Origin of the sequence: Lentibacillus amyloliquefaciens (genome assembly GCF_001307805.1) — a bacterium.
In the GTDB taxonomy this organism is placed as follows: Bacteria; Bacillota; Bacilli; order Bacillales; family Amphibacillaceae; genus Lentibacillus; species Lentibacillus amyloliquefaciens.
Window position 1 is genome coordinate 163886 of sequence record NZ_CP013862.1, and the last position, 15349, is coordinate 179234.

General features: G+C 43.5%; 16 protein-coding genes and 1 pseudogene. 14 read left to right on the forward strand and 3 right to left on the reverse strand.

What is annotated here, in order from left to right; all coding sequences use genetic code 11:
• Positions 1–50: 50 nt before the first annotated feature.
• Positions 51–980, forward strand: a complete 930-nt coding sequence (locus tag AOX59_RS00830; protein ID WP_068440465.1) for a cation diffusion facilitator family transporter — start codon at positions 51–53, stop codon at positions 978–980.
• Positions 981–1116: 136 nt separating this feature from the next.
• Here AOX59_RS00830 and AOX59_RS19030 read toward each other — a convergent pair whose 3' ends face one another.
• Positions 1117–1224, reverse strand: a complete 108-nt coding sequence (locus tag AOX59_RS19030) for a YjcZ family sporulation protein (RefSeq protein WP_082684075.1) — start codon at positions 1222–1224, stop codon at positions 1117–1119.
• 407 nt (positions 1225–1631) lie between these two features.
• Between AOX59_RS19030 and AOX59_RS00835 the strand changes: the two genes are divergently transcribed.
• From AOX59_RS00835 to AOX59_RS00870, 8 genes are all read left to right on the forward strand, one after another.
• Positions 1632–1865, forward strand: a complete 234-nt coding sequence (locus tag AOX59_RS00835; protein WP_237049339.1) for a hypothetical protein — start codon at positions 1632–1634, stop codon at positions 1863–1865.
• Between the two features lie 35 nt (positions 1866–1900).
• A complete protein-coding gene (locus AOX59_RS00840; RefSeq protein ID WP_068440470.1) occupies positions 1901–3337 on the forward strand; it encodes a sodium:solute symporter family protein in 1437 nt (478 codons plus the stop codon).
• Between the two features lie 19 nt (positions 3338–3356).
• On the forward strand, positions 3357–3956 hold the full coding sequence (locus AOX59_RS00845; protein ID WP_068440474.1) for a hypothetical protein: 600 nt from the start codon (positions 3357–3359) through the stop codon (positions 3954–3956).
• 320 nt (positions 3957–4276) lie between these two features.
• Positions 4277–5446, forward strand: coding sequence for a hypothetical protein (locus tag AOX59_RS00850; RefSeq protein WP_068440478.1), 1170 nt, complete (start codon positions 4277–4279; stop codon positions 5444–5446).
• 22 nt (positions 5447–5468) lie between these two features.
• Positions 5469–6716, forward strand: a complete 1248-nt coding sequence (locus tag AOX59_RS00855; RefSeq protein ID WP_068440481.1) for a metal-dependent hydrolase family protein — start codon at positions 5469–5471, stop codon at positions 6714–6716.
• 85 nt (positions 6717–6801) lie between these two features.
• Positions 6802–8082 carry a M20 family metallo-hydrolase gene (locus AOX59_RS00860; RefSeq protein WP_335338764.1) on the forward strand — a complete coding sequence of 427 codons (1281 nt, stop codon included), beginning with the start codon at positions 6802–6804 and terminating at the stop codon, positions 8080–8082.
• A 233-nt stretch (positions 8083–8315) separates the two neighbouring features.
• Complete coding sequence (locus AOX59_RS00865; protein WP_082684076.1) at positions 8316–9191, forward strand: TetR/AcrR family transcriptional regulator; 876 nt, start codon at positions 8316–8318, stop codon at positions 9189–9191.
• Entirely contained in the window at positions 9188–10654 is a 1467-nt protein-coding gene (locus AOX59_RS00870; protein ID WP_068440486.1) for an MDR family MFS transporter, read from the forward strand. Before AOX59_RS00865 ends, AOX59_RS00870 begins: the two co-directional genes overlap by 4 nt.
• A gap of 222 nt (positions 10655–10876) precedes the next feature.
• Here AOX59_RS00870 and AOX59_RS20530 read toward each other — a convergent pair whose 3' ends face one another.
• Together AOX59_RS20530 and AOX59_RS19035 are read right to left on the reverse strand one after the other, a co-directional pair.
• On the reverse strand, positions 10877–11086 hold the full coding sequence (locus AOX59_RS20530; protein ID WP_068440490.1) for a YjcZ family sporulation protein: 210 nt from the start codon (positions 11084–11086) through the stop codon (positions 10877–10879).
• Positions 11087–11136: 50 nt separating this feature from the next.
• Positions 11137–11241, reverse strand: coding sequence for a YjcZ family sporulation protein (locus tag AOX59_RS19035; protein WP_082684077.1), 105 nt, complete (start codon positions 11239–11241; stop codon positions 11137–11139).
• A 241-nt stretch (positions 11242–11482) separates the two neighbouring features.
• Here AOX59_RS19035 and AOX59_RS00880 point away from each other — a divergent pair, with 241 nt between their 5' ends.
• The 5 genes and pseudogenes from AOX59_RS00880 to AOX59_RS19945 all read left to right on the forward strand — a co-directional run bounded on the left by AOX59_RS00880 (position 11483) and on the right by AOX59_RS19945 (position 15127).
• Positions 11483–11713, forward strand: coding sequence for a YppG family protein (locus tag AOX59_RS00880; protein WP_068440494.1), 231 nt, complete (start codon positions 11483–11485; stop codon positions 11711–11713).
• Positions 11714–11899: 186 nt separating this feature from the next.
• A complete protein-coding gene (gene fdhD, locus AOX59_RS00885; RefSeq protein ID WP_068440498.1) occupies positions 11900–12709 on the forward strand; it encodes a formate dehydrogenase accessory sulfurtransferase FdhD in 810 nt (269 codons plus the stop codon).
• A gap of 102 nt (positions 12710–12811) precedes the next feature.
• On the forward strand, positions 12812–12988 hold the full coding sequence (locus AOX59_RS19040; protein WP_082684078.1) for a YozQ family protein: 177 nt from the start codon (positions 12812–12814) through the stop codon (positions 12986–12988).
• Positions 12989–13314: 326 nt separating this feature from the next.
• Positions 13315–14783, forward strand: a pseudogene (dacB, locus tag AOX59_RS00890) (D-alanyl-D-alanine carboxypeptidase/D-alanyl-D-alanine endopeptidase).
• Positions 14784–14821: 38 nt separating this feature from the next.
• Positions 14822–15127, forward strand: a complete 306-nt coding sequence (locus AOX59_RS19945) for a hypothetical protein (protein ID WP_169792842.1) — start codon at positions 14822–14824, stop codon at positions 15125–15127.
• Positions 15128–15349: the final 222 nt, after the last annotated feature.

Here is a 15349-nt window from a genome sequence, read left to right on the forward strand (position 1 = left end):
CATACAAGTATATGAAAAGATAGAGATGTAAGAAGCTGGAGGTATTATAATTGGGACACGATCATAGTCATGACCATACACATGGTGCCAATAAAAAAGCGCTGCTCGTCAGTTTTATTGTCATAACAGCCTATATGATTATTGAGGCAGTCGGCGGGTTTTTGACAAATAGTCTTGCATTATTATCAGACGCCGGTCATATGTTGAGTGACGCTGTTTCGCTCGGTGTTGGTCTTTTAGCATTCAAATTTGGGGAAAAAGTGGCCAGTTATCAAAAAACATTTGGCTATAAGCGGTTTGAGATACTGGCGGCGGTCTTTAATGGTGTGACCCTGATTGCCATTGCCTTATTTATTTTCTATGAAGCCTATCATCGTTTTATGGATCCGCCTGAAGTTGCTTCAGCCGGCATGCTCATCATAGGTATTATCGGATTATTTGTGAACATTGTGGTAGCGTGGGTTTTAATGCGCGGCGACACTGAGGAAAACTTGAACCTCCGGGCAGCCTTTCTTCATGTCATTGGTGACTTATTTGGATCAATCGGTGCTGTGACCGCGGCAATTTTGATTATGATTTTCGGCTGGGGATGGGCTGACCCATTAGCGAGTGTTCTCGTTGCCGCTTTAGTTCTTGTAAGCGGCTGGCGTGTGTCAAAAGATGCCATTCATGTATTAATGGAAGGAACGCCCAAAAATGTCGAACTTGATGATATTGTACAAACAATCGAAAGTGTCCCCGAAGTTATTGCGATTCATGATTTGCATGTCTGGAGCATCACAAGCGGGGAAAATGCGCTGTCCTGTCACGCTGTTGTTGACGGAAAACTCTCAGTGCATGACAGTCAGGAATTGCTGCAAACGATTGAAAACAAGCTTGAGCATAAGGGGATTGGACATGTGACGGTCCAGATGGAAAGTGAGGAACACCCGCATGAAGACTCTCTGTTTTGCCGGACAGAACACGACGCCGGTGGATAAATAGCGTTGTTACTTCCGATTAGGCGGGAATATCTTCCCGAGAATGCCTGCCGATATTCTGTTACATCAATATAAATAGGCTTATGGATGAGCTCATCCATAAGCCTTTTCTTTCTTAAGAGGGATTTTATTCGGTTTAGTAGCCTTTGCCAACATATGCACTGCCAACGATGATGAGTAGGATGAACAATACGACAATCATGGCAAAGCCACCGCCGCCTCCTCCACAATAACCTTCACTCATTAAAAGCACCTCCTTAACATAGATAGTGGTATACTATGCATAAATTAAAATGTAGTGTGGATACTCAACTATTTTTCGGTTCATTATCTGCTTGTGGAATTTGGTGAAATAAACAAGGCTATAAAGCACTTTTTTTGTGAGTGCTTTTTTGTGTCGATTAAATATTATTAATTGAAAATTATTTCAATTCGGCATAATCCATGTTATGATTTGTTTGTTAATGAATTTAGCCCGCCTGTAACCGCAGTAAGCCCCCATCTCAAATGTTCGTGTATACGATGAAGATTAGGTGGGGGGGATGGCTGCCAGTAAATGTCCGAATTAGTTTATCTAACAATCAGTGGGGGGAAGAAAGAAAACCCCCACTGATTGAAGATTCACTTTATAAAATTTTTTATAATTCAAATATGAAGGGGATGATTTCATTGGCATCACGATCCAAATTTAAGGATCCGGGGTTCATATTGATGATTGTAATGATTGCTTATGCAGCTTTTGTATTCATCTGGTGGCCGACAGACATTTACATGCTTGACATTTCATTGGTTGCCTGGCTGATGTTTTTTGGATTATTTTTTTGGTTCCTGCTGGCGATTATTTACAGTCTCTGGATTGAAACAATCGAAAGCAGCAATGATTGATCAAGGATGCTTTTTTACTGGGAGGGGGTTAATAAATGCAAGTAACTGAAACGATTATTCTGCTTATCTATTTGATCGTTATGACACTTATGGGAATATACTTCTATAGACGGGCCCGGCAATCGGAAAACGATTATTTTACGGCAGGGCAGAGCATTAACACGTTTGTCGGGGCGTTTGCGATTTTCGCAGCGGTGGCCAGTTCCAGTTCTCTGATGGGGGCAGTTGGCTCGGGCGTTGCGTTAGGTGTGCCGTACTTTTTCACATATGCATTTGGTGTTATCGCAATCCTTCCATTTTCGATGTTTCTGGTTTCCGGTCAAATTCGGCGATCTGGTGTGAAAACGATTCCGCAGTTTTTTAAACAGCGGTTCGGGAAGCCTGTTCAAGTTGTTTCCGCGGCCATTGTAGTCATTGGTATGACTTTCTATATGGTACCGCAGCTGACTGCTTCCGGGTTGATTGGTCAGCACGTGCTGGGAATCGAATATACGACTGCAGTTATATTTTTGGGTTTAGGATTTACCCTTTATGCAGCACTTGGCGGTATGTGGGCCATTACCTATACTGACTTGATTCAGGGTTCCATCATGCTTATCGGAATTGTTGTTCTCGCTTTATTTATAGCCGTGGATCATAATGGTTTTGTTTCACTGATCAACGATGCGATGGCAGTCGATCCGGCTTTTGGAGATATCACACAGCCTTGGATGTCTTATTTTGGGTTATTCATTGCGTTTCTATGGTTTGGTATCATTTCGCCATCGGTTGTCATGCGTAACTTTGCTTCCCGCGATGCGAAAACAGCCCGCCGCTCGGCAATGTGGGCTTGTCTGCTTTACTTAACATTATTTGTGGCAGGATTTTTTGTGACGGCTGCCGGAGCAAGTATGGGTATCGTTGATTCACTAAATAATACGGACATGATTTTTGTTTCGGTGATTGAACAGTATCTTCCGGCGGTTCTGGGTGGTATTATGCTCGCCGGTTTGATGGCAGCGATTATGTCGTCTGCTGATGCCATGCTGCTGGCTATTTCAGCCGGTATCGCTCACGATATTTACAAGGAACACATTAATCCCAGAGCCAGTGAACGATTTGTAACCGGTTTGGGTCTTGTGGTCATGATTGCTGCAAGTATTGTTGGTATTCTGATCGCTATTGACCCACCGGGACTGATTGCAATTATGGTCGGCTGGGTCGGTGGATTTCTGTTGTCTTCTTTCGGATTTCCAATCGTTCTCGGTTTATGGTGGAAGCGCGCAAACATGCTGGGTGCATTAACAGGCATGCTAGGCGGTGCGTTTGTCTTCCTTATTCTAATCATCGGAGGATGGCTGCCTACTAACGCTGAGCCAATTATCGGCGCACCTGTATCATTAATCCTGATGATTGTTGTCAGCCTGATGACTGAGCCGCCTTCAAAAGAGACACAAGCGATGGTCGACCATTACCACACCCATTTGGAATAGTAGATAGGATGATGTGAACGTGCAAACTGATGAAACCATTAAATTAATCGGGAATAAAGTGAGCGTTTCAGAACAAGATTTATTTAAGCATGTTTATAGAGCGATTGGAATGAAAGGCAGGGTGAATCGCACAATAGATGAAAATTATATCCGGCAGCATACAAAGGTGTCGACATTAATCTATCATCCATTCTGGCTTGCCAAAACGTTGGTTATTGCCGACCGACCGCCATTTCCGCCGCGCACACTGCCCAATATGATTTTTGTTGATGCTGTTTCGGGTTACCGAGGGGTATTCTCCCGGATCCCTCCAATTTCAGAACAAGAAACCAATCTGAGTGATCTTGTTCAAATGCGAATTTCCGAAAAGGGCGAGGCCGTCAGATATGTCAAAAATGTCCAGGAAAAACAGATTAACCGCTCGTACATTTTGAAAAAGCCGAGACATCAGATTAAGGAAGTTTTTCTGGTCTATCTTCCGCTATGGAAGGTCGCCGTCCGGAGTGAGTTAATCAATGAGACGTTTTATATCAATGCCAATACAGGCGAATCGGAAAAATTTATGGCCCAGCGGTGGCAAAACGGAAAAGACTTGCTGCAGCCTTTACAGAAGAAATAGGATAATAATGTTCGAAGGCTTATGGATTAGGTCCATAAGCCTTTAATCGTTTTAGCGGTATTTGGTGCGATATTTTGATTTTTTTCTCTTCCAAATATTACCGAATAGCTTTGTTATGAAAGCGATTTATTTCACATTATTTGTAAGGGCTTTCTTAACTAATATATTACATATTCAGTTATCAATTTATCTTTTTGCTTTCACAAAATCCTATGAAAAATAGATGTTTAAATTGTCGAAAAAAGTCGAAAAATGGGGTGGACATGCAACGGTTTCAGTGATATATTGGTTATCATATTTTCAGAGGAGGGATGACGATCATGCTTAGCAATCCACTTATTGCCACCGTTCTAATCTTTGCGTTAATCGCACTGGGAGAATGGCTGTCAATTGTGTCCAAAGCCAGGATTCCGATGCTGCTCACAGCGATGGTTGGCTTTCTGGTTATGGTCTGGACAGGTATTTTTCCAAGCGATATATTGGAAAAATCGACATTTGCAGCTTTGGGAACCATATTAATTGGTCCTGCTATTCTTCATATGGGTACAATGATTCCTTTCTCATTGCTTAAAAGTCAGTACAAAGCAGTATTGATTTCATTAGGCGGCGTTGTCGTTTCAGGTATTTTAATATTGATTATAGTTCCGCTCGTTTTTGATTATGCAACAGCAGTAGCTGGAATTGGTCCGATAAGCGGCGGGGTTGTTGCACTGCTCATTACGTCTGAAAGGCTGACAGAAATTGGACTGACCAGTCTCGTTATTATACCTGCGTTGGTCGTTGCCTTCCAAGGCCTTTTGGGAATGCCGTTAGCGCTGAATTTTATGCGAAAATACGCCAAAAAAATTCAGAAAAATATGGATAATGGCTCTTTTACTGCTATTGATCCAATAGATGAAACTGCTGCAACAACTGAAACGGAGAAACCGTCAAGTCCGCTGAAATCCAGTGCAACACTGAAATTGTTTTTCGTGTTTGCGGGTGCCGCCGTCGGGGTTGCGCTTGGTGAGTTAACACCAATTCATTACACGCTATGGTGCTTGGCAATTGGGATATCGGGTCACAAGTTTGGATTATTTGAAGCAAAAACACTTGAGAAGTCAAATTCATTTACATTGACGATAGTTGCCATCATTTTTGTTGTTATCGGAACAATGGCAGACGTAACACCACAAGATGTGTTGAACAATTTGCCTGCAATTTTAACCATATTAATTCTTGGTACATTCGGCATAGCACTAGGCGGTTTTATCGTCTCTAAATTAGTCAAGTGGCATCCGTATAAAGGAATGCCTGTCGCGTTGACAGCACTTATTGGATTTCCGGGTGATTATATACTGTGTGAAGAAGTCAGCCGGAGTGTTGCCAGAAATGAAAAGGAAGAAAAAGCCATCTTTAATGAGTTAATGACACCAATGCTGATTGGCGGTTTTACAACTGTAACTGTAGCTTCAGTTGTCGTGGCAAGTATCTTGATCGGGACATTGTAAAATACGGAAGGGAGAAATTATCATGGTAAAAAAATTAATCAAAAATGGTTTATTAATTGATGGAAACGGTGGTGAGCCTCAGAAAGATTCGATTGTTGTAACAGAGGATGCCCGGATTGTATATACCGGTTCTGAACAGGGCTATACTGCCAGTGGCGATGAAACGATTGTTGATGCACAAGGCGGGACCATTCTTCCCGGATTAATCGATTCTCATGTGCATATGATGATGGAATACGCACCGATTGCTGAAAAATTGACGACACCATTTTCCTATATGTATTATCAGGCGGCGCAGTATTTAGAAACGACGCTGCAAGCAGGTATTACAACTGTTCGGGATGCGCTTGGTGCTGACCGCGGGGTGAAAAAGGCGATTGAAGATGGCTTGATTCAAGGCCCTCGTATGCAATTAAGCATTAACGCTTTAACGACAACCGGCGGGCATGGTGATGGCTACCAGGTTTCCGGTGATGTGATGGATCTTTTGCCATCCGGGTATCGTGGCATGCCTGATGGGAGATGTGACGGTGCCGGAGAAGTACGCAAAAAGACACGTGAAATGCTTCGTGCCGGTGCAGAAGTGATTAAAGTGCATGCAACAGGCGGTGTCTTAAGTCCAACAGATCACCCTGAATTCACTCAATTTTCCCCGGAAGAGCTTAAGGTCATTGTTGAAGAAGGACGTTTCAGAAAAGGAACCAAAGTCATGGCGCATGCTCAAGGTGCCGAGGGCATAAAAAATGCGGTTCAAGCAGGGGTTCATTCGATTGAACACGGTATATTTCTGGATGACGAAGCGATTGAACTGATGCTTGAAAACGGTACTTACCTTGTCCCGACATTGCTTGCGCCGGTTGCGGTACTTGAAACAGCTGACGAAAAAGGTATGCCGACCAGTGCTGTTCAAAAATCAAAAGAAGTCATTGAACAGCACAATGCAAGTATTGCAAAAGCTCATCAAGCCGGCGTCAAAATCGCCATGGGAACGGATGCCGGTGTCATGAAACATGGTACCAATCTAAGAGAACTCGGTTTAATGGTAGATGTCGGCATGAGTCCAATGGAAACAATTGTAGCAACAACAAAAACAGCTGCTGAATGTCTGGGCTGGGATGATAAAGTCGGCACACTGGAAGAAGGTAAACAAGCAGACGTTGTTATTGTGAAAGGCAACCCGCTTGATGATATTAATTCACTTGCTGATAATGACACGATTCAGCTGGTCATGAAAGATGGCGATGTTGCAAAAAATACGTTAGAAAAATGATATAGATTATGCGTTATCAACTAAGGCATGATATTATCTGAAATAGGTGATATCATGTCTTTTTGATAGTTAAGGAGGCTTTCAAGTGGGGATTTTGTATAACGATTTAATGAGAGGCTATGATACAGGATATAACTTTGACGGTATTTCCGGTGAGAGGCTGGCTGAACGGCTTGACGCGATTTCTGAAATCGGACTGACAAAAGATTCTGGGTCACACCGTCCGGGTTTTTCCGGGGAAGAGAAAAAGGCAAAAGACCTGGCAGCTAAATGGATGAAAGACGCTGGGCTTGAAGTGCGCCATGATGGAGCAGGCAATGTATTCGGACGTCTGCCCGGTAAGAACGATGAACTGCCGGCGTTGCTGAGCGGTTCACATCTTGACAGCGTTCCGAACGGCGGACACTTTGACGGACCGTTGGGTGTTCTGACCGCTCTGGAAGTAGCAGAAGCTTGGCAAGCAACCGGGTATCAGCCTGAAAGACCATATGAAGTTGTCGCTTTTACGGATGAAGAAGGGGCCAGGTTCAATGGCGGACTGCATGGAAGTGAGGCAGTTGTCGGCAAGAGCGATATCGAGGACAAATTAAAACTTGTCGATTACAATGGATTAAATTTTGCAGACGTGCTGGAACATATCGGCCTAAGTGTCGATGACTATTTAGACGCAAAGCGTGACCAAGAGGAAATTGACATGTTTGTCGAGGTCCATATTGAACAGGGGAAACAGCTGGAACGTGAAGGCTTGCCATGTGGAATAGTAACCGGGATCGCCGGGCCGTGCTGGATTGAATTGACATTTACCGGTGAAGCTGGCCATGCCGGGAATACACCCATGAAGGACCGGAAAGACGCTCTTGTGGCTGCAGCTGAATTTATTGGAGGCGTACACGAGCTCCCGGCTTTAATTAGCGATACGGCGGTGGCGACAGTCGGGAAAATCGATGCTGAGCCTAACGGCGTGAATGTCATTCCCGGCAGTGTGACGCTTTATGCCGATATTCGTGATATTTTTAAGGAGACTAGAGACAATCTTGTTGATAAGGTGCTGGAACTGGCAGAGAAGACAGCTGACAAGCACCAGGTGAATATAGAGCATGTCGAGAAAATGCGTGTTGCACCGGTCCCGATTGAAGACGAAAAGCAGCAGCTTCTGGAGACGTCTTTTCGAGAAAAAAACATCCGGCCATACCGTCTGCCAAGCGGAGCTGGACATGATGCTATGATTATTGGCGCAAGGTGGCCGGTCGCCATGCTGTTTACACAAAGCAAAGACGGTATCAGCCACAATCCGGATGAGTGGTCTGATATGAATGATTGCGTGCAGACTGTTCATGTGCTGAAGAATTTTTTGGAAAAAGTGTAGAGCCAAAGAAAAAATCAAAACAGATAATGCCAGGATGATGAGTCCTGGCATTTTGTATGCGATAAAGACGTCAGGCAGCCGCCTCAAATATGTACATTCAAACGAAATTCATGCAGCAATTAAACTTGAAATGTTCAATTATTTTAATCGGTTGTGTCTTAAAATTTCATATGGTATGATACAGCGGTGACTTTAAATTCACAAAAAGTAACTACCTGGTCAAAAAGGAGGATATGATGGGGCAGCGAAGAGAAGAAATGTTGGATGCGGCTGTCCAATTGTTTCAGGAAAACGGCTTTCACGCAACGTCTGTAGAGGATATCGCGCGTGCATCCGGAATTTCCAAGGGCGGTTTTTATAAACATTTTGATTCTAAAGAAACCATGATTCTGGAATTATTACAGCGCTATTATAATGAAATGTTTCGGGAAGCAGATCGCTTTTCGGAAGATTTAAAAGAATCGCCTTTACTGGTGCTTAAAAAGAAAATTACTATTGAACTGGAAAAATCAATCGACTATCGATACTTTTTTCATGCCATTGTGACCGATTTTTCTCCTAATGACACAGGACCTGTTCCAAAATCACTGGACCACATACAGCATAAGCTTCATGAATGGCGTAAGTATGCATTACTGGAAGCGTTCGGGTCAAAGTCTAAAAACTATTTAAGTGATTTGGCAGTCGTTATGGAAGGTATCATCCACAGCTATTTGATGAAGATCATCTGGCAGGGAACGGATTTGCCTTTGGATATGCTGGGAGATTTTATTGCAGAATGTCTTCAGGCGATTGTGGCAAACGATGAAAATATTTTTCCGGTATTGCCGGGCAGTCTAAGCGGTGATAGCCGTGCTTCGATTCAGGAGGACTTGAAGCTTCAATTGGATGCGATTCGCACTGAATTAGACAGGGAACCAGAAACATTTTCATCCTTCGAAAAAGATATACAAACTTTTGATTTATTGATTGAAGAACTCGGACAGGAAAAGGTGCGGGAATTTCTGGTCGATGCGTTACTCGCTCAGCTTTACCGCCGTCCGAATCTAAAAGAAAAACTAACATCTATTTTAACAACATGGGAAGTATGGAAAGGGGATTTAACATGAGTGATACAGCAACTTCCTGGAATTTGCCCCCGAAACAAAAAGCGTTGATGATCGCTGCATTGCTGACTGGGGCATTTATGGGCATAATAAATGAAACATTACTGGCTACCGCATTGCCAACGATTCAAGAAGCGTTTGGCATAACGCAGGGAGAAGTTCAATGGATGACCACAGCATTTTTAATGACAAATGGGATTATGATACCCGTCTCTGCTTTTCTGATTGACCGTTTTACAACACGAGGCTTATTTTTAACCGCTATTGCGTTGTTTGGTGCAGGGACTGTCATTGCAGCCATCGCTCCGGTTTATCCTATCCTTCTATTGGGGCGGGTCGTCCAAGCTTCGGGATCCGGAATTATGCTGCCGTTGTTGATGACGGTTCTTTTGGCAGTCATCTCTGTTGAACGGCGCGGGACAGCGATGGGAATGATCGGGATTGTGATTGCGTTTGGTCCGGCGATCGGGCCTACGTTGTCCGGTTTCTTGTTGGAATATTTTTCCTGGCGTTCATTGTTCCTCACCGTTCTTCCGATTGTCGCTGTGACCATTACAATTGCAGCGCTTTTCCTGAGGAATGTGACCGACCTTCGGAAACCAAAGATCGATGTCTTGTCGATTATATTGTCTTCAGTCGGTTTCGGTTCATTTTTATATGGTTTCAGTATCGCATCGGAAAGTGGCTGGACCAGTCCTGTTGTCATTATCTCGATTATAATCGGTATTCTCGTGATTGGATTATTCATCTGGCGGCAGATTGTACTGGAAACACCAATGCTTGAATTCCGTGTTTTTAAATTCAGGATTTTCACTTTGGCTATTGTCATCACGATGACGGTTCTGATTTCGATGATTGGGGCCGAGACGCTGCTGCCGCTGTTCATGCAAAATGTATTGCAATTTACGCCATTACAATCCGGCTTGATGCTGCTTCCTGGCGCAATCGTAATTGGGATTATGTCGCCGATTACCGGCCGGTTGTTTGATAAGTTTGGAGCTAAGTGGCTGGCATTGATTGGCTTAAGTGTTGTGACGGTTACAACCTTTATGTTTACCAGATTATCGTTGGAAACGTCATTTATGTATTTGACAATTATTTATGCCATCCGTATGTTTGGTTTGTCGTTTGCTTTGATGCCTGTTATGACATCTGCGCTCAACCAGCTTCCGCCGAAATGGTATGCACACGGTTCTGCCATGGCGAATACGCTGCAGCAAATTTCAGCTTCAATCGGTACAGCGATTCTTGTGACCCTTGTCGCTATGGGAACGAATAGTTTTGCTCCGGAATCAGATACGTCTCCGGAACTGACTGGAAGACTTGCGCAAGTTGTTGGATTTGAATGGGCGTTTATGGGCAGCACAATCCTTGCCTTTTTCGCATTTATTTTGGCACTGTTTCTGAAGCCGCCGAAACAGGAAAAAGAAATTGTCCGGCAGATTCACAATCAGGATGCGAGTTAAAAATAAGACGAAAGAGAAGCTGTTTCACTTGCTGGACAGCTTCTTTTTTTGAAATCCATTAATGGTCAAATTTGCAATTAGTGCGTGTTTAAAAAGTCCGGTAAAAATGACCCGGGGTATTGGCTGAGTTGAATAAAGACGAATGTTTTTACTAAGATACCATTATAATAGCAAAAAGAAGCGGGCTTTCTATAAAAAGGGAAGCCCGCTTCTTTTTTAGTTTTAGCACCACGTTGCACCAACGATAATCAGCAGGATAAACAATACAACGATTAGCGCAAAACCACGGCCGCCGCCATGGCCGCAACCGCCACCATAGCCGCCATAACCGAATCCGGCACCGCCGAATCCAGGTCCGCCATAGCCGGCTCCGGCTACCTGGCCGCCGTAGCCACCACCGTGTCCGTATCCATGATTAGATCCAGAACCCATTTGCAGCCCTCCTTCTAAGTTGTTTTGATTTTTTAGGGTTGGTTTATTTATTAATATCCAACGTAAGCAACGCCTACTATAATCAACAGGATGAATAGAACGACGATTAAGGCAAAGCCACCGCCGTATCCTGCTCCGCCTGCATAGTCACTCATTCCAAAACACCTCCAATAACCGTTTGTTAATAATATATGTAGGTGAATGCAGATTGACATAGGCACACTCCCAGATAAAAGGAATTGGGCGTGATTCCGATTTATGCCGTTTTATTTACACTGATTGCCACGGCAACTTACATTACGATCTTGTTCGGCAAGCTGATCATAGACAAATACCTTTTCATTTCAGGCATCGGATGAATAGGATATAGCAGAATCATCACAGGGAGGTGTTATCATGTTTCATCCCGGAAGACCGCAGCCGCCAATGCCGCCGCGCCCTCATATGCGATCACCCCGGCAGCCAGTGCACATTTCGAACCAGCCATCTCAAGGGCAAAAACTGATCAATCAATTTCGCGATCCGGAGGGAAATTTAGATATAGATAAAATTACTGCAACTGCTCAGCAAATCGGTGAATTATACGGCCAGGTCAGCCCGCTTATAACGAAATTTATGAAAAGATAAGAAAGGCTGCTGTACAATCGTTTAAAAATATCAGGTTTCAGAAGGCCAACGAAATCAAAACCAGGTTGAATTGTTCAATTATTTGTCCTCTCGCAGTGTTCATGTTACGTTTAATTGACAGAATTTAAAAAATACACACAACATGATACACAGTGAATGCTGATAAAATATTTAGAAGGTGATGGCATGGTGGAAACAAATCACAATGATTGGCAAGTCATCCGTTTTAATGGTCACAAACCGTCTTCTATGAATGATGAAATCGCTACTGAATTTCCGTTGACTGTTGTATTAAATGACGAAGAATTTGCCACAATGGTATGTTCACCAACAGATATGGAGGAACTGGTCATTGGCTTTCTCGCATCAGAAGGTGTTATTCGTTTTTATGATGAGATCAAAACGATTCATCTCGATGATACGAAGGGATTTGTTTATATCGAGCTTCATAAAAACATTGATTCCTTTCAGCAGTATTCAAAACGATTTATCGGTTCCTGCTGCGGGAAAAGCCGGCAATTTTATTTTAAAAATGATGTTCAGACAGCCAAAACCATTTACAGCAAGCTTTCTGTATCAGCTGAAGTGTGCTATGCATTAATGAATGAACTACAACAAGCCTCAGATCAATTTATTCGTACCGGTGGGGTGCATAATGCTGCTTTGGCCACACCTGAAAAAACGCTGGTTCTCCGGACTGATATCGGAAGGCACAATGCGCTTGATAAACTCTATGGGTGTATTATACAAGAACGGATACCGATGAAAGATAAATTGATTGTATTCAGCGGCCGTGTGTCTTCAGAAGTCCTATTGAAAATCTCGAAAATCGGTTCAGGCATACTCCTTTCCAAGTCGGCTCCAACTGACTTAGCGCTTCAGCTGGCAGATGATTTAGGAATAACTGTCATCGGTTTTGCAAGGAAAGGGAAGATGAACGTTTACACACACCCTCACCGGGTTGCCGGAGCAGATCCGTTAATGAACAAGCAATAATCAATTGAAAAGCAGGCGTTTACTGCTGCCAAAAATAGGATACAGTATTAATGCAAAACAAGAGCATACTAATAGCAAAAGATATATTGGAGGGTCGCCTCAATGGCAAAAAAGCATAATAAGGTTAACCCGGAAGACAGCAGAAATATTGCTGAAAGAAATTTTGAACCTGAAAATTATACCGGCAATACGCAGTTTGATAAAGGCATGGCAGAAACGCACGAACAAGTATCTGATGATTACCATGAAGGCACGATTGATCGTAAATTAAAAGAATAGCACAGACAGATTATAAAGAGTCTTATAAGAGGCTCTTTTTTTGTTAAAGTGTGATACAAAACGCATAAGCTTATGATAGAGTCTCCCCTCTCTAATGACGCAGATCGAAATTACTCGCTTTTAGTTAGACTCGAGACGAACTCTATGTTCACAGGCCAACAGGATATTGGTTTTGGGAGGCATTGGTTATTGACGTGTTGTGTTCAGCCTTTCTTCCTTATGGTATAAATTTCTCACCTTAGGTTCATCATTTTGAGAGGCAATGAAAAAAGGAATTAATGCCACCAATGTCGAAATATCCTTGTAAGGACTGTCGGGGTGATAGAATGCGCGCGAAATATTACAGCTTCGGGTTACTTTTTCTTTTTCTGATTATATTTTCGATAGGGGCGTTTGCCCTCAATAAATCGGAGCAGACAGATAGTGGAGGAGAGGCGTACAATATGAAAGAAAAATTGAATCAGCTGATTGAAAGTGAGCCGAAGCTGCAGGGAGCAATTGCGGGGATAAGTGTTCGTGACGCTAACACGGGAGATAAAATTTATGATCATATGGGGGACGTCCGAATGCGCCCGGCTTCCAATATGAAATTATTGACAGCTGCCGCATCACTTTCCGTATTGGGTGAGGATTACAGATTTACCACAGAAGTGCTGGCTGACGGATCTGTATCAAACAATGAACTGAACGGTGATCTTTATTTAAAAGGTAAAGGAGACCCGACACTGCTCCCTGAGGACTTTGACACGCTTGCGAAAAAAGTGAAGGAAAAGGGGATTGATGTGATTAACGGGGATATTATTGCTGATGATACATGGTATGATGATGTTAGGCTGTCGCCTGATGTTATCTGGAGCGATGAGCACTGGTACTATGGTGCGCAAATATCTGCTTTAACCGCTTCACCTGATAAGGATTTTGACGCCGGGACGCTCACTGTTGAAGTAGCGCCGGGTGATGTTGGCGAGCAGCCGGCGATTACAGTAATGCCTGAAACGGACTATGTCCAGGTAAGAAATCATGCCAAAACAGTTGCAGAGGGTGACGAGGACTTGACACTGAATCGGATTCACGGCCGGAATACGATTACGATTGACGGTACCATACCGGTCTCGTCAGGCAATGTTAAGGAATGGATGGCTGTCTGGGAACCGACCGGTTATGCGCTGGATTTGTTTAAGCAATCACTGAAGAAACAGGGAATCACGTGGAGCGGTGATGTGAAACTCGGCCAGGCGCCGAAAAAAGCAGATGAATTATATATACACGAATCAATGCCCCTTTCAGAGCTGTTCGTTCCATTCATGAAATTAAGCAATAATACACATGCGGAGATGCTCGTTAAGGAAATGGGGAAGGTTAAACAAGACGAAGGCAGCTGGGAAAAAGGACTGGAAACAGTTGAAACAGAAGTGGAAAAACTCGGAATGAATCCCCGTAACTTCACCATTCGGGATGGTTCGGGTATTTCGCATCTGAACCTTATCCCCGCCAATGACATCACCAAATTGCTGCATGCCGCACAAGAGGAACCTTGGTTTGATACATACCTGAACGCACTTCCGGTAAGCGGTGAATCAGACAGGATGATCGGGGGACATTGCACGACCGGATGGAGGGTCAAAACGTTCAAGCCAAAACCGGTACGATTGATGGCGTGAGCACACTTTCAGGTTATGTGGAGACAACTCAGGGAGACCAGCTGATTTTTTCCATCATGCTGAACAACTTGCTTGATGAAGAAGATGGACCGGATATAGAGGACGAGATAATTAGGATGATCGCACACAATTGATAAAAGGGAGCCTGTTTAATGCGGGCTCCCTTTTATTAATGTCAATTCATATTATTGGTTGTTGTTTTGCTGCTGTTGAGCTTGAGTTGCTTGTTGCTTCGCCTGTTGCAGCTGTTGTTGTGCCTGTTGCGCTTGCTGGTTCTGCTGAGCCCCTGCTTGTTGTTGAGCATTTTGAAGTTGCTGCTCAGCTTGCTGAACTTGCTGTTGCGCTTGCTGCAACTGCTGCGGGTCTGCGCTTGCCTGAGCCTGCTGTACTGCTTGCTGCGCCTGCTGTGCTTGCTGAACAGCTTGCTGCATCTGTTGGTTCTGGTTTTGTTGTGCCATTACGTATAACCTCCAGTTAAAGTATTGAGCTGATTAACGCTCCGTCATTATCATGTCGCACGCAACGCGAAAATATGTATATGATTTGAAACTTTTTACCATTTTTTACAGAAAAGCGTTTAACCAGTATACCAATAATTCTATAAAGCCTGCCACATCTATCCGCTATATGAATGCAACATTCAATTGATTCCTGAGCCCGGTGAATATTAATTTCGTATTATTTCATACTACAACTACGA